The organism is Flavobacterium oreochromis (assembly GCF_019565455.1).
Lineage (GTDB): Bacteria > Bacteroidota > Bacteroidia > Flavobacteriales > Flavobacteriaceae > Flavobacterium > Flavobacterium oreochromis.
Genome location: NZ_CP067377.1, coordinates 3411560 through 3430901 on the forward strand (window position 1 = coordinate 3411560; position 19342 = coordinate 3430901).

Annotated in this window: 17 protein-coding genes and 1 tRNA gene; 4 read left to right on the forward strand and 14 right to left on the reverse strand. The window is 29.3% G+C overall.

Annotation, left to right across the window (positions count from 1 at the left end; translation table 11 throughout):
* The first annotated feature begins 474 nt into the window (after nt 1-474).
* Entirely contained in the window at nt 475-1251 is a 777-nt protein-coding gene (locus JJC03_RS16465; RefSeq protein WP_103715539.1) for a type 1 glutamine amidotransferase domain-containing protein, read from the forward strand.
* A gap of 272 nt (nt 1252-1523) precedes the next feature.
* Here JJC03_RS16465 and yiaA read toward each other — a convergent pair whose 3' ends face one another.
* Genes yiaA through JJC03_RS18425 form a run of 3 tightly spaced genes read right to left on the reverse strand, consistent with a single transcriptional unit; the run spans nt 1524 to nt 4099 of the window.
* Nucleotides 1524-1916 (reverse strand): inner membrane protein YiaA, encoded by a 393-nt coding sequence (gene yiaA, locus JJC03_RS16470; RefSeq protein ID WP_088398969.1) that lies wholly within the window; start codon nt 1914-1916, stop codon nt 1524-1526.
* Nucleotides 1828-3966, reverse strand: a complete 2139-nt coding sequence (locus tag JJC03_RS16475; RefSeq protein ID WP_309597815.1) for a S9 family peptidase — start codon at nt 3964-3966, stop codon at nt 1828-1830. The genes yiaA and JJC03_RS16475 overlap by 89 nt, the downstream gene beginning before the upstream one ends.
* Nucleotides 3908-4099 carry a hypothetical protein gene (locus JJC03_RS18425; RefSeq protein ID WP_258932011.1) on the reverse strand — a complete coding sequence of 64 codons (192 nt, stop codon included), beginning with the start codon at nt 4097-4099 and terminating at the stop codon, nt 3908-3910. The genes JJC03_RS16475 and JJC03_RS18425 overlap by 59 nt, the downstream gene beginning before the upstream one ends.
* A gap of 130 nt (nt 4100-4229) precedes the next feature.
* Here JJC03_RS18425 and JJC03_RS16480 point away from each other — a divergent pair, with 130 nt between their 5' ends.
* The 3 genes from JJC03_RS16480 (at nt 4230) to JJC03_RS16490 (ending at nt 6849) form a co-directional block, all read left to right on the forward strand.
* Nucleotides 4230-4682: an Lrp/AsnC family transcriptional regulator gene (locus JJC03_RS16480; protein WP_088398974.1), complete on the forward strand. Its 453-nt coding sequence runs from the start codon at nt 4230-4232 to the stop codon at nt 4680-4682.
* A 340-nt stretch (nt 4683-5022) separates the two neighbouring features.
* Nucleotides 5023-6426 (forward strand): dihydrolipoyl dehydrogenase, encoded by a 1404-nt coding sequence (gene lpdA / locus JJC03_RS16485; RefSeq protein ID WP_088398976.1) that lies wholly within the window; start codon nt 5023-5025, stop codon nt 6424-6426.
* A gap of 342 nt (nt 6427-6768) precedes the next feature.
* A tRNA-Tyr gene (locus JJC03_RS16490) sits at nt 6769-6849 on the forward strand.
* Nucleotides 6850-7209: 360 nt separating this feature from the next.
* On the opposite strand, the gene JJC03_RS16495 is transcribed toward JJC03_RS16490, so the two are convergent.
* The 11 genes from JJC03_RS16495 to JJC03_RS16545 form a co-directional block, all read right to left on the reverse strand.
* The gene (locus tag JJC03_RS16495) at nt 7210-9114 is read right to left on the reverse strand and encodes an alpha/beta fold hydrolase (RefSeq protein ID WP_235873723.1); all 1905 of its coding nucleotides are present in this window, start codon (nt 9112-9114) and stop codon (nt 7210-7212) included.
* 2 nt (nt 9115-9116) lie between these two features.
* Nucleotides 9117-9719 carry a 4'-phosphopantetheinyl transferase family protein gene (locus tag JJC03_RS16500; protein WP_258932012.1) on the reverse strand — a complete coding sequence of 201 codons (603 nt, stop codon included), beginning with the start codon at nt 9717-9719 and terminating at the stop codon, nt 9117-9119.
* A gap of 44 nt (nt 9720-9763) precedes the next feature.
* Nucleotides 9764-12424, reverse strand: coding sequence for a condensation domain-containing protein (locus JJC03_RS16505; RefSeq protein ID WP_309597816.1), 2661 nt, complete (start codon nt 12422-12424; stop codon nt 9764-9766).
* Nucleotides 12418-13557 (reverse strand): condensation domain-containing protein, encoded by a 1140-nt coding sequence (locus JJC03_RS16510; protein ID WP_235873726.1) that lies wholly within the window; start codon nt 13555-13557, stop codon nt 12418-12420. Before JJC03_RS16510 ends, JJC03_RS16505 begins: the two co-directional genes overlap by 7 nt.
* Nucleotides 13535-14164, reverse strand: a complete 630-nt coding sequence (locus JJC03_RS16515) for a condensation domain-containing protein (RefSeq protein WP_235873727.1) — start codon at nt 14162-14164, stop codon at nt 13535-13537. The genes JJC03_RS16510 and JJC03_RS16515 overlap by 23 nt, the downstream gene beginning before the upstream one ends.
* 7 nt (nt 14165-14171) lie before the next feature.
* A complete protein-coding gene (locus JJC03_RS16520; RefSeq protein ID WP_235873728.1) occupies nt 14172-15800 on the reverse strand; it encodes a cyclic peptide export ABC transporter in 1629 nt (542 codons plus the stop codon).
* Nucleotides 15781-16455, reverse strand: a complete 675-nt coding sequence (locus tag JJC03_RS16525) for a thioesterase II family protein (protein WP_235873729.1) — start codon at nt 16453-16455, stop codon at nt 15781-15783. Before JJC03_RS16525 ends, JJC03_RS16520 begins: the two co-directional genes overlap by 20 nt.
* Before the next feature lie 97 nt (nt 16456-16552).
* Complete coding sequence (locus tag JJC03_RS16530) at nt 16553-17704, reverse strand: SidA/IucD/PvdA family monooxygenase (protein ID WP_235873730.1); 1152 nt, start codon at nt 17702-17704, stop codon at nt 16553-16555.
* 272 nt (nt 17705-17976) lie between these two features.
* Nucleotides 17977-18639 (reverse strand): FAD-dependent oxidoreductase, encoded by a 663-nt coding sequence (locus tag JJC03_RS16535; RefSeq protein ID WP_235874405.1) that lies wholly within the window; start codon nt 18637-18639, stop codon nt 17977-17979.
* A complete protein-coding gene (locus tag JJC03_RS16540; RefSeq protein WP_235873731.1) occupies nt 18606-19001 on the reverse strand; it encodes an FAD-dependent oxidoreductase in 396 nt (131 codons plus the stop codon). The genes JJC03_RS16535 and JJC03_RS16540 overlap by 34 nt, the downstream gene beginning before the upstream one ends.
* The gene (locus JJC03_RS16545; RefSeq protein ID WP_088398992.1) at nt 18992-19333 is read right to left on the reverse strand and encodes a cupin domain-containing protein; all 342 of its coding nucleotides are present in this window, start codon (nt 19331-19333) and stop codon (nt 18992-18994) included. Before JJC03_RS16545 ends, JJC03_RS16540 begins: the two co-directional genes overlap by 10 nt.
* Nucleotides 19334-19342: the final 9 nt, after the last annotated feature.

Sequence of the window (19342 nt, forward strand, 5' to 3'; positions counted from 1 at the left end):
GAATTTTTACCGCTAAAAATGCTTTTAGTTTAAAAAAGTATTTTTGTTGTCCTCGAAGTACTAAAATACAGCTGTGGGAAAAAATTTCAATGTATTTTCAACTTCTTTGCTATTTTAAGCTTCATCACAAAATCTTACACATAATTGTCTTAAAATAGTTTACAATGAGTTAGCTTCTAATTCTAGTAGTACTAAACCCTTATATTTTACTTCCCTTCAAAACATCTTATAAGACAAGTAAATGCCCATTTCTTAAAATTACCATTCTTTTTCGATTTTGTCCATTTTACAGGATTCATAAACTCAAGACCTTTGTAATGTAATATTAAAACAAAGAAAAATGGAAATTAAAAACACTTCTTAGACACGTAAAAACGATAAGACATTTCTTATATAATACCCAAGAACAAGATTTAGTAACACTTGTTTTTCAAAAAAATACTTAAAAAAATAACAATTAAAATTTCAAAAAAAATGAAAACATTATTAAAAAAAATAACCTTATTAGCTTTTATCTTCTTAGGATTATCTATCCAAGCTCAAAACACTTCTTATAAAGTTAACAAACAAAAAAGAGTATTGTTAATCATGAGTTCTTATGATGATATGGGAATTAGTGGAAAACAAACAGGCTCATGGTTTACTGAACTAGCAGCACCTTATTACATTCTTACTGATGCAGGTTATGAAGTAGTTCTTGCCTCTCCTAATGGTGGTGCAGCACCTATCGATTTACTAAGTATGAAAGCTCCATTTACCACGCCATACACAGATAAATTTTTGAACGACCCTGTAGCGATGTTTGCAGCTAAAACAACTAGAAAACTTCGCAATATAGATTATAACACTTTTGACGCAGTTTTCTTCCCAGGCGGTTATGGTTTATTAACAGACTTAGCTTCTGATCAATATGTAATTAAACTAATTAGAGATTTTTATGAGTCTGGACGTCCTATAGCTATGGTTTGTCATGCACCAGCTATTTTAAGAGATGTAAAATTAACAAATGGAAAATATTTAGTTGAAGGTAAAAACCTAACTGGATTCAAAGATGCTGAGGATGCTGAAATTGAACTTGACAGACATTTATTATTCTCCCTTGAACAAGAATTAAAAAGAAGAGGTGCAAACTATAAAAGTGTTGCAAACTGGCAGCCAAATGTAGTAGTAGATGGTCCGTTAATGACTGGACAAAGTCCTGCATCGGCAGCTCCATTAGCTGAAACACTAAAAGAACGATTAAGAAAATAATAAAAATTAATAATTAAATAAATAGCAACATGTTATACAAAAACAAAAAAGAGTATTACTAGTTATGACTTTAGTAGATGAACTAGGAATTAGTGGAAAACAAACAGGTACTTGGTTTACAGAATTAGCAGTGCCTTATTTATAACTCTAAAATTTCTGAAATAGTTTACAATAAATAGCAATAATACATTTAAATGATGGCTTAAAACAAAATCCCGAAAAGAATTTTAACTTCCTTTCGGGACGATGTATTTTAACGTTAAAATTGCTAACTATCTAGAAAAACTAGCATTATCACGAGTGTTTTTTTGAACTGAAATTGCACCAAAAATAGCTAGTAAAAAACCGAAGACATAAAATCCTTTTTCACTTGGTAAAAGAGTTGCATTCCACAAACCTACAGCAAGTAACAAAATAGCCAGAAGTGTAGTAAACCAGCAAAGTCCATAATAAATATTCGTTACTGGTATATTTTCTAATCTATCTCTAACAGCTTTTTGTAAAGATATAACGGCAAATATTCCAAACATTAAAATTGAAAAATAATATCCTTTTTCATTTAATTGCATTTGAGCTCTAGCAAGTCCTACTAGATACCCCGTCATACCTACTCCTAAAGCCGCCCAAGAAGCAGCTATAAAAGCAATTGAAGTTTTTTGTTGCATGATTTATTTGTTTTATTTTTTTCAAATATACATCAAAATAATCAGCAATTTTAGCATACATATGAATTCGATCCCTTCCTCCTACATTATGCTCATGATTAGGATATAAAAAATAATCTACCTGTTTTCCTGCTTTAATACATGCTTCAATAAAATTCATACTATTTTGCTGTACAACAACAGGGTCTTGCGCTCCATGAATAATTAACAAACGTCCTTTTAAATTTTTAGCTTTATCTAATAAAGAAGTTTTTGCATAACCTTCAGGATTCTCTTGTGGGGTATCCATATATCGTTCACCATACATAACTTCATAATATTTCCAATCAATAACTGGTCCACCTGCAACACCTACTTTAAAGGTATCAACTTGACTCGTCATCAAACTTGTTGTCATAAATCCGCCAAAGCTCCATCCAAAAACGCCTATCCTTTCTTTATCTACAAATGATTTTGATTTTAAGAATTTAACCCCTTCCATTTGATCAGCCATTTCATTTACTCCTAACTGACGATGGTTTACATCACAGAATTTTTTTCCGCGAGAATCACTACCTCTGTTATCAAGTGTAAATACTACATAACCATTTTGTGCCATATAATAATCAAAATAACCTGCGCCTCCTAACCAACGATTATTAACTAATTGAGCATGTGAACCTCCATAAACATATATCATCACAGGATATTTTTTAGTAGCATCAAAATTGGCTGGATAAATAATTCTTCCATTTAAAGGTGTTTTTCCATCAGCAGAAGTAATTGTCACTAACTCCATTTTTGGCATATCCATTTTTCCTTGAAAAGGATCATTTGCTTTTAGCAATTCGACTTCTTTTTTTGATTTAATATCAATAACTGAAATTTCATTAGGAGTTTTAATATTACTGTATTGATCTAAAACCATAGTTCCATCCGAAGAAACAGAAGCTGTATGAGTTCCCGATATAGTAGTTAATTGTATCGTTTTCCCTGATTTTAAATCAACTTGATATAACTGACGATCTAAACCATTATTAGCTGTTCCAATATAGTTAATCTTTTCTGATTTAGAGTCAAAACCTAAAAATTCTTTAACGACTACATCATTATAACCTAAGTTTTTTAACAAATTACCATCCGTATCATACAAATACATTTGATTAAATCCATTAAAATCCGTTTGATAAATAAACTGAGAAAAATTATTAGGCACAAAAATTAATGGATGTTGTGGTTCTATCCAAGTAGAAGCTTTTTCTTCAAACAAGGTCTTCACAAAATTACCTGTCTGTACATCATATTTATTAAATTTTAAATGATTTTGCTCTCGATTCAAAACACCTATAAATATGTACTTGCCTGTTGGTTCCCAAGAAACCATGGTTAAATATTGATCTTTTGGTTCACCCGTTTTAACTACTACTTTTTTACCAGTAGCTACATCAAAAACAACTAAGGTTACATTTTCACTTGTCATACCCGCCATTGGATATTTAATATCTTTATTAACGGCTTCTGGTTCGTTCCAATTAGTTAAAGGATAATTAGCTACCATCGTTTCATCTTTACGATAATAAGCTAATTGTGTTCCTGATTGATTCCACCACATACCAGTATCTATACCAAATTCCTGACGATGTACATAATCAGAACCATTTACAATCCCTTTATCTATATCATTAGTAACATCTACTATATTTCCTGAAGGAGTTGTAATTTTTATATTATTTTCTTTTAACCAAGCTACATTGCCATTAGAAGCAAATTTTGCTTGATTACCTTCATTACTATAGGTAATAACATTTACAATATTTTTAGTAATAACATTATAAGTAACCTTATAGTTATTTTTTTTACCTGCTATTTCTGTTTCAAATGTATCAATAGATTTCCATTCTATAACGACTGGGAAACTTCTTAATGAAAACTCATCTGAATTTATATTAGTCTTTAAGGCTGTTTCAAATTCAGCTTTTGTAGCTAAAACTGCTTCTTTCCACCCATTAGAACTATTTTTTTCTAATAAGCTTGAAAAATCTGAACTTAAATAAGTAATTGCTTTCGGAATTTTTACGCCATTGTTGTGCTAATTGTGTAGTGGGTGCAAACTTTCTTCCCCCTGTAACAGTCTCCTCAATAGTTAACTTTTGCGCAAATGTCATACCTCCAATCAAAAGCAAACTAAAAGTGTATTTTTTCATTAATTATTTCTTTTTTAAATTATTTCCAAAAATAAGAATACTTAATAAGTTAAAATATTATTTAAAAGTTTTAGTTTTTTTTTCGGCATATCAATATAAAACAATAATTTTAACGAAAATTTTTAAACAAATGGATGTCATAGATAAAAAATTATTGAAATTACTTCAAGAAGATAGTAAACAAACAACAAAGGAACTTTCTGGAAAACTTAATTTATCAGTTACCGCTGTTTATGAACGTATAAAGAAATTAGAAAAAGATGGTACTATCAAAAAATACGTTGCATTAGTAGATCGAAAAAAAATAAACAAAAGCTATGTTGTTTTTTGTCATATTAAATTAGTACAACATAATCACGAATTTATTGCTGATTTTGAAAATGCAATATTAAAGTTAGATGAAGTATTAGAATGCTTTCATGTCAGCGGTGATTATGATTATATTTTAAAAATTTGCGTTGCAGATATGGAGGAATATAGAGAATTTATGGTAACGAAACTTACTTCTATTAAACATATTGGAAGTACCCATTCTTCATTTATGATTGGAGAAGTAAAAAGTACAACTGTTTATGATATTTAAAAGAACCCTATACTATTTACTTACAGTTAATTAAAAAAGATTCAATATTCAAACTGCAATCAGTTTGAAATTTTATAATTAAAAACAGTATCATTTTTTAATTTACTTTAATCAAACAATGCAGTAATACAATAAAGAACAAACAATTTTATAACTAGTTAATTCAAGATAAAATGATTCTAAAAATCATGAAACCTTGTTAATATGAAGTTTTCATACATAAAAACATAATCACTCACTACTTAGATTAAAATTAAATATCACAAATTATCTGATTTTTTTCTATTATAAATTGTTAATTTTGTAACCAACTTTTTTAAAACAACATAAAATATATATTATGAGCTCATTTGACGTAGTTGTAATAGGTTCAGGCCCTGGAGGATATGTAGCAGCAATTCGTTGTGCACAATTAGGAATGAAAACGGCTATTATTGAAAAATATGCCACTCTTGGAGGTACCTGTCTAAACGTAGGCTGTATACCTTCAAAAGCATTATTAGCTTCTTCACATCATTATGAAGAATTACAACACTTTACAGATCATGGAATTGAAGTATCAGGTGATATCAAGATTAACCTTCAAAAAATGATCGAACGTAAACAATCTGTAGTTGATCAGACTTGTGGTGGGGTTAAATTTTTAATGGACAAAAACAACATTACTGTATTTCAAGGTGTTGGATCATTTGAAAATGCAACTACTTTAAACATAACAAAAGAAGATGGTTCTATTGAAAAAATTGAAGCAAAAAACACAATCGTTGCTACAGGCTCAAAACCATCAAGTTTGCCATTTATTAAAATTGACAAAGAAAGAATCATTACCTCTACTGAAGCATTAAAATTACCTGAAGTCCCTAAGCATTTAATCATTATTGGTGGTGGTGTAATTGGCCTAGAACTAGGTCAAGTCTATCTACGATTAGGAGCTCAAGTATCAGTAGTTGAATTTATGGACAGAATTATTCCTGGTATGGATGGTGCTTTATCAAAAGAACTGACTAAAGTATTAAAAAAACAAGGAATGAAATTCTATACTTCACATAAAGTAAAAGAAGTTTCTCGTAATGGAAATGAAGTAGTTGTAAAAGCAGATAATGCAAAAGGACAAGAAATTGTACTTGAAGGAGATTACGCCTTAGTAGCAGTAGGACGCCGCCCTTATACTGATGGATTAAATTCTGAAAAAGCAGGTATAAAACTTACAGAAAGAGGACAAATAGAAGTAAATGACCATCTACAAACCTCTACTCCTAACATATATGCTATTGGTGATGTCGTTCGAGGAGCAATGTTAGCTCACAAAGCAGAAGAAGAAGGTGTTATGGTAGCAGAATACCTAGCAGGTCAAAAACCTCATATTGATTACAATTTAATCCCTGGAGTGGTTTATACTTGGCCTGAAGTTTCTGCTGTAGGAAAAACAGAAGAACAATTAAAAACTGAAGGTAAAAACTATAAAGTTGGAACCTTCCCATTCAAAGCTTTAGGACGTGCTCGCGCAAGTGCTGATACTGATGGTTTTGTTAAAATTTTAGCTGATGCTAATACAGATGAAGTATTAGGTATACACATGATTGGAGCTCGTGCTGCTGATTTAATAGCAGAAGCTGTTACTGCTATGGAATTCCGCGCAAGTGCAGAAGACATATCAAGAATGTCACATGCTCACCCTACTTTTTCAGAAGCAATCAAAGAAGCTGCTTTAGATGCTACTGGTAAAAGAGCATTACATATATAAAAACTATCCACTTAAAATAAAAAATAATAGGCTGTCCAAAAGGATGGCCTTATTATTTAATAAAATATTTGACACCTCTTTAATATAGTTTTCAAATAAGCAATTCTCATAGAGCCCTTTTTACTTTTAGAACATCTTCTTTATTTTTTTTTACGATTCATAAAAGCCTTTCAAATTTCTGATCATAAAAGACAAAAATATCTAAAAATTCAGATTATCTTAAAAATCATCTAACTAAAAAACAGATACTTACAAAAAATAATAAAAAAACTTACAAAAAAGCTTGTTTATCCAAAAAGAACTGTACTTTTGCATCGCAATCAAGCAATCACGGTCATGTGAGGGGAGATACTCAAGCGGCCAACGAGGACGGACTGTAAATCCGTTGGGAAACCTTCGCAGGTTCGAATCCTGCTCTCCCCACGAAAAAACCGATAAATTAAATTTATCGGTTTTTTTTATTTCCTATATTTTCAAACCAGATTACGGATCAAGTCAATACTGACCTTAAAAACTTGACACTTCTTCTCAACTGGAAATTTACATTTATAATGATGCGTAAATTCATATCTTATCTGTCACTCTTAAAGAAGATGCAACTGCCTTTTTTAATATACCTCGTTCCAGTTTTACATCAGCTAACTCTTTTTGTAATCGAATAAAAAATTAGTAACTATTTCTGGCTATGTTATCTAAAATAAATCTATACTTCCAAACTTTCTAAATTAAATAACAAAATTGTATAAGATGAAAATTATTAATTTCTCTAATCTTGATAAGAGTCTAATCTACATACCATTTAAAGAAATAAAAATGTAACAGAAAAAATGAAAGTATCAACATCGAGTATAATGGAATATTTGATTTCATTCTCTTAATTAACGAATGAATAACAAAACTTAAAGAAAGGAATAAGGAAATTAGGTATAAATAATTAACGAAACTCCACTCTTTAGGTAATCCAAAAGCAAGGATATAAAAATTGTCATTCATCACAGAATTAATGCTTAATGTCAAGAAAATTAAAAAAACTATACTTATCAAACTTGCACTAAACAATAGCCACGTATTTAAATTTGTATTCAATTTATTTTTTATAACCGCATAAGTTGTGTAACATAAACTAGAAAACAAAACAAACATTGATAATAGTAAGGGAATAAAATAATACCATTGTTTTGAGGAAACTTCTCCACCTAACTTAACAACTGTTTTATTTATTTCAATATCAGATTTAAACTCGACTCTTTTCTTATTAAAATATTGCTTTAAAGAATCTGTAATTGGTTTATTTTCAATAAAATTATTTATAATTTCTCTTCCAGATTTGGTATAACCTAGACCATGACCATAAGTATAACCTTCAATAACGAATGAATTATTAAATTTTTTTGCAGTTTCGTAACCAAAATATGTTGGTGTTATTGGATCAAAACCTCCAGATAAAACAAGAACTTTATATTTATTATTATTTGGTTTAAAATCATTTTTTTTAGTATTTAATTTGGAAACACTATTCCATTTTTTACATACCTCAAAATCTGATTTATAAAAAGAGAGACCTTCTTTTAGTTTTGTGCTTCTAGAAACTGTATTATATTCATTTAAATTATTAAAAGGAATTACTTCATTACAAGTGAAGCAAAAATAATTACCATAATTTAAAGATAAAGCTCCTGAAAAAGCCTGAACTAGCCCAGCTAAAGTGGTCTCATTTCTATTTTTAAATTGATAAATTAAAAGTGGCAAAACCTCAACTAGCTTTTTGTCATATAATGATTGTTGGATTGCAATTTTATAATCTTCAGCATTGTAAGTAAAAGTTCCAGAAGGTACAATTGATTTATTCACTTTAACAGTGATTGGTTTCTTTTGTAAAGCTGAAATATTGTTGTAATATACTTGCTCTAAATTTGGAAAACTAGCATTACAGTCAGGATTATTTCTACAATCATCGAATAATTTTTGTAAACTCAACTCATAATTTTTTGTATTGTTTACATAATAGTTGCCAATTTCAGGTATTGATGAATCCAATATAAGTGAATTTATATCATCAGGGAATAAATTTGCATACGTTTGACTGATATGGGTCCCATAAGAAACTCCTAATACATTCCATTTTTGATACTTTAAAGCCTTTTTCAAAGCATTCAAATCCATCGATACTGAATTACTATTGTAAGCTGATAAATCAATACCTTGATTTATCATATCTTGTTTGCATTCTAAAGAAACTTTAACTTTATCTGAAATGTCTTTTTCATTTGATTGATTTTTTGAAAGGATTTCAAAGAACTTTTTACCTAAATCTGGACATAATTTAGGCTCTGAAAATCCAGTTCCACGTAAATCAAGCAATACAATATCATGATTCTTTCTTAAAGGATGATTGACCCAAAACATTGTTGTTTCAATAGTATTACCACCTGGTCCTCCTTGAATAAAAACCACAGGTTCTGATTTTATTTTATTTGTATTTTTCAAAACTGCCACTGCCAGTTTTACTTTTCTTCCTTGCGTTGAATTCCAGTTTTCTGGAACGGAAAAATAAAACCAATCTATCTTTTCTTCTTTCAGTTCTTTATTATCAGGAAAGAACGTTTTTGTTTTTTCTAATTTAATTTGGGCATTAATTGCTGTTGAGAAAAACAGTATTAAACAGGTTAACAAACGTAATAACTTCATTTTTATAATTTATTTATATCTATTTCTTGCAATTTTATTTTTTCTAAATCTGATTTTTCATCAGAAGTTGCGATGCAGCATTTATATCTTGAATCTATATCTATTTTTTTTACATAAAACTTTTGACTGTCTATAACGGCAACATCTTCAATAATTTCAAATGACTTTAAAGGAATAAATAAACCATTACCATGTGATTTTATGACTGCTTCTTTTTCTGTCCAATAAGTAAAAAAACTTTGCTGCGTGTTTACAGAGGTTATCACCTTTTCAAACTCATTACCAGTCATTTGAGACTTAAACATTTCAATATCTATATTTTTATCTATAAACTCAATATCAATTCCAATATTTGATTTGGACAAGACACATACTACTACATCATTAGCATGTGAAATATTAAATTGAATGTCTAATTCTTTTAAAAAAGGTTTTTTATTGTTTGCATAGCCAATTTCAAAATGATTAATACCAAAACATTCTTCAAGACCTTTCTTTAAAAGTAATCGCCCTAGTAAAGATAACTGAGCGTCTTGCCATCTTCTATAACGTAACACTCTTTGTTTAAATTCACTAGAAAAACTATCAATATAATTTTCAAGCAAAAAACAATGATTTTCTTCGTTTATGTATGAATAATATACAATCATCAAAAATCAAAATCAATTTCAACTGAACCCAAAATCTTTTTCTCTTCAATAGTTCTCAAATCTAAAGAGCTTATTTTAGCAGATGAATTAGTTCCTAATAAATCAATCAAAATCTCCAATTTATCTAAAATTAATTGCAGATAAATTTCATCAATAAATTCACTATATTCTATTTCACATCGTAATGTATCATTTTCAAAGAAATTAAATACGATTGGGAATCTAGATTTAGTTTTGATTACATTGTTTCTTTCCAATATAAATTCACCAAAATTAATCTTGTTTTCCATCGCCTTATTCCCTTTTTGATAAACAATCATAAAGTCGGTGAGTTGATTTAGATTAATTTGTATTGGTGCATTATTGTTTTCGTTGATTAATAGTAATTGATCATTACAGATTTTGAGTAATTGATGCAATGAACTTTCTTGATCTATATTCAATTGAAGGGGTAATGTCTTAACAAACATCCCAATTTGACTTTCTAAATCTGTATGATCCCTACCACTAACTATAGTTGCTAAAGTAATTTCTTGTTGTTGAAGAATTTTACTTAATACTACATTCAAAGAAGTCGCAATAACCGTAAAAACGGATGTTCTATTTGTATTTGATATTTCTTTTAAAGTTGAATGCTGCTCTTTATCAAACACTTTAATCTTTGATTTTGTATAACCAAGTGAAGTATCACTTATTAGAGCTTTGGTTTTTGCAACTTTTGAATTAAAGAAAGATGCAAAACTTTTAGAATTCTGTTCTTCCCTTACCCATTCTGTATAATCTTTAAATTGGAAATCTTTGTTTATCGTATTGCCTTCTTCAATTTTATATAAAGAAATCAACTTAGCCAACAACAATTCTAATGAGATTCCATCCACAATAATATGGTGTGTTAAAAAGGCAAGATGTTTTTCATTATCATCCACTTCAAAAATGGCTACTTTTAATAAAAGATCTGTATTTAGATTAAAATCATACGAAACAAATTCTGTAATTGATTTTAATAATTCTTCTTTGTCTATTTTATGAATATCTATTTTGAAATCAACTTTTTGATTTATTAATTGTAATACTTCACCTCGTGATTCAATAAAATTGGTTCTTAAAATTTCATTTTCTTCTATAACTTGGTTAATAGCATTTTCTAACAATTGATTGTCAATAATTCCCTTTATAGAAAAAATGGAATACATATTATATGCGTTAGAAAAATCTTCCATTTGAGTGGCTAGCCAAATGTTTTCTTGATCTTTAGTTATAGGATAGGCTTCCTTTAAAATTGCTTTAGGTATTACAATATTTTCAGTTGTTACTATTTCTAAAGATTTCGCCAACTCTTGAATTGTTTGATTCTGAAAAATATACTTTAGAGTAAGGTTTTTGTTTAATTTTTTTGAAATTTCATTTACTATTTTTACAGCCAATAAACTATGCCCCCCTAATTCAAAGAAATTATCGGTTACACCAATTTTTTCAACATTTAATATCTCTTGCCAAATGGAAACTAATGCTGCCTCGATGGCTGTTTGCGGGGCTATATAAATCTTCTTTACTATATTCTCCTCTGAAATTTCGGGTAAGGCTTTACGATTTACTTTACCATTTGGTGTGAGTGGAATACTCATTAATTTTACAAAGAAATTGGGAACCATATAATCAGGCAATCTTTCTTGTAAATACGATTTAACAGCTGTTGTATCTAATTCAGACTCCCCCTTTTCAGTATAATAAGCTACTAAATATTTTTGCCCGTTGATTTCTTTTGCGTCTACAACTGCTTGAATAATTTGTTTGTTTTCTTGCAATTTCGATTCAATTTCCCCTAATTCGATTCGGAATCCTCGTATTTTTACTTGAAAATCATTTCTACCTAAAAATTCTATTTCGCCTTTTTCATTCCATTTTCCTAGATCACCAACTTCATACATCAATACTCCTTGTTCGAATGGATTATTAATGAATCTTTCTGCCGTTAATTCAGGATTATTGTAATAGCCTTTTGCTAAACCATCGCCTGCTATGAATATTCGTCCCACCGTATTTGATGGTAACAAATTCAAATTAGCATCCAAAATATAAATTTGTGTATTAGCAATAGGTTTACCAATATTGGATGCATCTGAAGGTTTTTCTATTTTTTTGCAACTCGACCAGATTGTTGTTTCTGTTGGACCATACATATTCCAAACTTCTTGGCAAGATTCCAAAAGTTGTTTGGTTAATGATTCATTTAAACTATCTCCACCACATAATACTTTTAATTTCTTGCTTCCTTCCCAATTTGCATTGAATAGCATTTGATAAAAACTTGGCGTGGCTTGTATAATGGAAGGATTAACTTTTGTTAAAGTTTCTTTTAAAACATCTATATTTCCTAACACCTCTTTACTTACTACATACACACGAGCACCACTTATAAGGGGCACAAAAAATTCTAAAATTGAAATATCAAAAGAATAGGTAGTTACAGAAAAAAGTGTATCCTGAGATTCAATTCCTGGTTGATTTTGCATACTTACCAGAAAATTACACAACGCTTTGTGTCGTATTTCAACTCCCTTTGGATTACCTGTTGAGCCTGAAGTATAAATGATATAAGCCGTATCTTCAACTTTAATTGAATTTGAATTAAAACTGGTATTTCCTTCAAATTCTAAAATCTCTTTTTGCTGATTAAACTAACTTTGTCTGAAGATTCCTTTGTGGACTTAAAATCATTTAACAATTCATCTTCAATTATCAATACTCTTGAATTACTTTGATGGATGATGTATTTTATTCTTTCTTTTGGTAATAATGGATCAATAGGAATGTAACTTTTACCCGATTTTAAAATACCCAGTAATAAAACAATTAAATCTGCTGATCGATTAACTATAATCCCGATAGGTTCTTTATCCAATCCAAATTTTGAAGTTAAATAAGTTGCAACTGCATTTGATTTAAATTGTAACTCTTTGTATGTAAAGCTTATCAAGGAATCTTGAACTGCTACATTATCAGGTGTTTTAGCCGCTTGTACTTCAAACAACTCAACAATCGTTTTATCTTTTGGATAATCTACCTTGGTGTCATTAAAGTCATATACTAATTGGTGACGTTCATTTTTAGGAATATATTCTAGCTCTTTAAGTTTGAAATCTGGGTTTTTTAAAACATTTTGCAAAAGAATTTGAAAATGCGAAACCACTTTTTTAATCTCACTCTCTGTAAAATAGTTAGTGTGATAATCAAAGTCTATTTCTACATCTTCGTTAGCATCAAATTCTCTAATATAAAGCGCTAATGCGACTCTTTCAGCTTCGTGAGAGAGTGGAACAACCTTTGTAATAGTATCCTGAAAATGTGATGAATAGTCTTGCTTTTCATAAGAAAGTGTCATATTAAAAATTCTTTCTTTCTCATTAAAAGTACCCAATTCTTTCACTAGTTGTCCTAAAGGCAAACGTTGGTATCTATAATCTTGACGTAATTGTATTTTAGTTGTTTCGACCAACTCAGCAAAAGTACTTTCTTGATTTATCTCGATTACTAATGGATTTACTCCCATAAACAAACCAACTGTCTTTTTAAATGCGGTACTAGATCGATTTAAAACAGGAAGTCCTATTGAAATAAACTCTTTTTGGTATCTTTTACCAAAATAAGTGTAAAGTAAAGAAAGTATGATGTGAAAACTCGATGACTTTGTTTTTACTGCTAAATCGATTAACTGGTTATAAGTATCACGCTTTAACACCAGTTTTTCGCGAGAACTTATATTGGTTTTATTAGCTGGATCTATTTTTTTCAAACAAAGATTCAGGCAACGTACTAAATTTATCAACCCAGTATTTTTTATCTGTAGAAAACTGTGGAGATTCGAAATATTTTTTATCGTCTTCTACGAAGTTTTGATAAGTAAAAGGATATTCACTTGTAACTTCCCCTAATTCTAAAATTTCATTATAGTTCTTAACCAATCTTGTAAACATCAATGATGTACCCCAACCATCAGTAATAATGTGATGATATACAGAAAATAAAAAATGTTTATTTTCTGCTACTTTAATTAACACAAATCGGTATAAAAATTTATCATTTTCAATATCAAAAGGTTTTTTAAACTCTTTTTGCATAAAGTCTAAAACAGATTCTTCTTCATATATTTCTTCTGTAAAGTCAATATACTCTAAAGGGCGAACTTCTTCTATAACAACAAAATCTACTTGATTGGATTCCACTTTTAAACAGCTTCGATACGTATCATGCTGCTTAATTAATTGAATATATGCTTTTTCAAATACTTCAAAATTTAAAATCCCTTCGATTGAAATTTTTGCACCAATATTGTAAATGGCTTCTTCAGGATATATAAGTTGCTCAAAATATATATCCAATTGCGGAAGTGTTAGTTTCATAATTTACTTAACTAATAATAGGAAGACTCATTTTTGAATTTACTTCTATGTCTTGAACGATTTGTCCATAGTCAAATTTCACAATTCTATCTGCTTGGTCAAAATAAGCATCATCATGGGTAACCGCAATAATTGTTTTCCCTTCTCGTTTAAATTTAGGAACTAATTCTTCATAGAAATATTTTCTAAAATACGGATCTTGATCTGCTGCCCATTCATCTAAAACTAAAATAGGTCTCTCCTCTAATAATGCAAAAATTAAGGACATTCTCTTACTTTGTCCTTTAGAGAAATTTCGTCTAGCCGAATCTTCTTTATCATCCGTAACCACTTTATCCATTTCCATCAACTTTAATAATGAATGATACTCTGGATTGTTTTCTAATTTATAATGATCATAATTATGAGAAAAGACATAATTATCAGTAAAAACAGGAGCCATTAAAGATTGTAAATCGGATTTAGAACCCAAATCTTTACCATCTAGAGTAATGTCACCTGAAACTCTATCATATAAACCTGTCAATACGTTTATAAATGTACTTTTACCACTACCATTACCACCAATTATAAAGATGACTTCGCCTTTTTTTACATTAAAATTTACTTTATCCAAAGCGAATGATTTTTCTTCTAAACTCTCACCATAGGTAAATGAAATATTTTTAAATTCTAAAGTATCAAAATCGTTTACTTTTTCACGGATTAAAGATTCTGAATGATTATCTTCTAAAACAAAGTCTTTCATAAAATCATTAATACGCTTATTTGCTACCGCAAAACGAACATATATACTTTGCATATTGATTAAGTTCGTTATTGGACCTGTAATGAAAAGTAAAATAACCACATAAGATGTTATATCTTCCTTTGGCAATAAATTTAGATTAGGTAAAACAAAAAGAATTGCCCCAATGATAAGATACAATCCATATTGACTTATTAAATTAATGGATAAAAAAATGTAATTAATCGTATAATTTAAATCTCTAGCTTGATCTCGATTAGGATTTAGATTATTATTTATTAAGTTCTTAGCTAATACTGAATTAATTTTAAGGTTTTTAAATCCCTTAATAACATCATTCACATATTTAAAGTAATTTTCGTTGTATTTTCTTAAAACCTCTACTTTTCCAGTCATAGTATTCATTACTACAAAATAAACTACCGCTATTAAAATAATTAATCCCAATACGGCTAACCCAGAATATAAAGACAATGTGAACATATACACTAAACATAAGACTAGCATTAACAACGAATTAATCGAATGTGTTACTACTTCGGGTAATGATGAAAACACTCTTACATCTTCTATAACAGTATAAAAACGCTGTGTACCAAATTTCTCTAAAGTAATGAGTTTTGTATTTAATATTCTATTGAAAATTTTCTTTTCATTTTCATACAAAATGAAGTAGGCGTACTGATTTAATCTTTTTTGAAAAATAATGTTTAGTAAATATGTAAAAACAATGATACATAAAAAGCCCCAAGATAAGTAAGGTTCATCATAGCCTTTTGAGTTAGATATTACATTGTTTATGATAAAAAGTATGCCAAAACTTAATACTGTATTAGGTAAGGCAAAAGCGATTAAAGAAATGATATTCTTAAATGATATTTTCAACATTGGTGCTCTCTTGTGATAAACTGTTAAAATAGTTTTGAAAATATTCTATGTGATTAAAGATAAAAAAATGATTACCTTCCAATTTAGTTATAGTAATTTTTCCTGTTGTTTCTTCTTTCCATCCTAACATCTCCTCCTCAGTAGCTTCTTCAGAACCATAAAAAACATCAATAGGAATGTTTAGTTTAGGTTTCTTTTCGTATTCATAACTTTCTACTAATTTAAAATCATGTCTTAAAATAGGTAAATAATAATCTATCAATTCTGGGTAGTTTTGCATTTCTTCTGGAATTCCGCCTAAAGCAACTATCTCTTTCCAAAATTCCCGATCAGGTAAATGGGAAATTTTATTTTCTCTTGGAATGGATGGTGCTTTTTTACCGCTTACGATTAATTGTTGAGGCATAGGCAAACCTTCTTCTTGAAGTCGATGACATAATAGATAAGCCAATAGAGCTCCCATACTGTGACCGTAAATTATATAGTCAGATTTAATGTTATCTAATTTTAAATTGTTTAAAATTTCTTCAATGGTAGTATTTAAATCAGAGTTACTCCTATTTATTTCAATAGGAAGGGAACAACTAGTTTGATTAAATATCTTATTGAAAGAGTATTTATTTCCTCCAGCAAAATGGATTGTAAAAAGTTTCATCAACTCCAACTTAAAATTGATTTTTCATTAGTAACATCGTAAACTTCCTTATTCATTAAGGAATTAATAATAACACCGCTTCTCCATGCTAATAAGCTCAAATTAGGATCAGCAACCCCCTAATATGTCTTGCTCCATTATGTATATAAATATTCCCTTTTAAGTCTTTATTTTTAGGTACTAATCTATACTCCTCATCTACTATAAACATTTCGTCTACCTTTTCGTAGTTAGCTGATAAATCTAGAATACATTTTGGAATGCCATATTTATACCCAGTTCCTAAAATTATTACATCTGATTTAAAACTTGAATTATTATTAATTTCTAATTCATAAGTTTTATCAGTTGATTTTACATTTGTCAACTTAGATTCATTAAAAATTTTAATAGATAAATAATTTCCTATTTCATTGTGATATAATAAATCATAAATCTGATCTAGTGTTTCACTTGAAACACCATCCGATGTAAATTTTTGTCTGTTTATTATGTCATTACGTTTGGCCACATCTGAATTAAATATATACTGGCTATAATTAGGCGTATACAGCTCATTTGAAAATGGAGTATCCTCTAATACATCTAATTTATGATTTTTAAATACCCAATTAATATGTGCAGGTTGTTCATCTTTTTCTAACTCTAAAATAAATTTTAAAATTTCACAACTACTTTGTCCGCCTCCTATTATGGTAACTATTTTGCTTGAATAATTATTATATTCTTTTAGAAACTGTGAACTATGGAAACAAGTAGATCCTAATAGTTTTTTACAAAAATCCGGGATAACTCCGGTTAAACCTGCCCCCATAATTATATTCTTAGCATATAATATTTCGTCATTAACGGCTACCTTAAAACAATCGTTGTCATAACTAATTTCCCTAACAGTTTGTCCAAACTTCAAATTTTCAAGTTTTGAAGAGACCCACAACAAATAGTCTTCAAATTCTTTTCTTTTTACATTATTAAATCCATTCCTTGCAGCAAACATGTAAAGTTTCTTTTTTTCTTTCAAATAATTAAGAAATGAGAATTGACTGGTTGGATCTAGCATTGAAACTAAATCTTTCAAAATGGAAACTTGCAATTTTGCATCAGGGAACATTAATCCTGGATGCCAATTAAATAATTTTTTATCATCAAAAAAAACCGACTGAAAACTATCTGAAATAGGTTTTAAAAGAGCCGCTGTGCTCAAATTTGATGGACCAATTCCTACTCCTATTAAATCATATTTTTTCATGTGTAATTTTATTTTTTTATTACTATTCAGGCTTAACCTTTAGGTAGCTAACACTACTCGTTCCAGTGACTACAATCCATTATTTTACCATTAAGCAATCAATGAAATATTCTGTTCAAAGTATACACTATTCAACTGATTAGCATATCATCTGTACATCTCAAGCATATTTTTTATTAAAATGAATAGCTACATTTTTTTATTATAGTATAGAATTTCTTTTATCTTTTTGATTCCCGTATTTACTAAAAAACCTCTAGTTGATTGCTATATTACAGATTTATCTGTTTTATAGTTTCAATTGCCAAAGCTGGTGCTAAACGGATACCCGATCCTCCGGTGGCTCCTATAACAAAATAATTTTTATCTATTTCACATATTATTGGTAACGAGTTAGGAGTATTGTATATGTCTATGTACACCTGACCGCCCAAGATATGCTCCGAAAAATCAGAAGTATATTTTTTTAATACTCCTTTTGCAACATTCAAATCGGTTTCAGTTATCACAAATTTTTCTGTATTCTTATTTATATCCCATTCTTCACACCGGTAACTAAATAAATATCTGTTAAAATAAGGTTGTGGTAAAAGAAATGCATCGTCATCGAAAAAATAATAGATAGATGAATCTAAATTCTGCCATTTATCAATATGAAAAGCCACTACTTTTTTAGTTCTAACATCTCTATTTTTGGTTTTTAATATCTCAAATAAGTTTTTCCCTGAAGCATTTAACACTACTGATGCCAAATTTTTTTTATTTACTTGGTTGATAAGACTATAACCCTCACTTTCTTTTTGAATATCTTTAATTCGAGTACCTTCAAACACTTTAACTCCTTTTGAAGCAATCAGTTCATGTAAATAAGGAAGTAAATTCCTTTTTGTAGCATAGGCTTTTATTCGGAAATAGTAACGTGATCGTTTGAAAATTCGGCGAAAGGATAATTCGCTTTATTAATCAAAACATTTTTTTGTGTCAAATCAGCAAGAACAGCTTCTAATTTTTCTTTATGACAAACCCCAATAAAATCACGTTCTTCCATAGGAAAATTCGTATATTCCGATACTAAATTTTTATACAGATTTATGCTTATTTCAGCTAGTGAATGCTTATATCCGCTACCATAATGGGTATGCAAATGTCCGGAATAGGCAGATATCCCATTTCCAATAACCTCAGCTTCATAAAGACTAACCCTTTTATTCGGATGCAGAAGCTTGGCATAATAAGCAAGAAAAATCCCTTGTACACCTCCACCTATTATGGCGATATCTGTTTTATCTACCACCATATGGATAAAATTTCAAGATTGGTTTCGTGTGAGAGATTCTTAACCTGATGAGTTACCAAAGAATCAAAAAAATAAACTTCTCCTTCTTTTGCCTGAACTTCGTTTCCGTTGATATATAGAAGACCATTTCCTTTTGCAAAATACCAGTATTCCTTTGCTTCATGCCGGTCTAGATCAGAAAGGCTATCAGGATTTACGATAAAACGGATCAGGTTAAAACTAGAGAGTTCCTTCCCCTCTATTGTCCGGGTGAAATTATATACTTCCCGAATAGTATTTATATCGGTTGATTCAATGGGTATTGATTGCAATTCTTTTGCTGTATTTTTCATGTTGTTTTT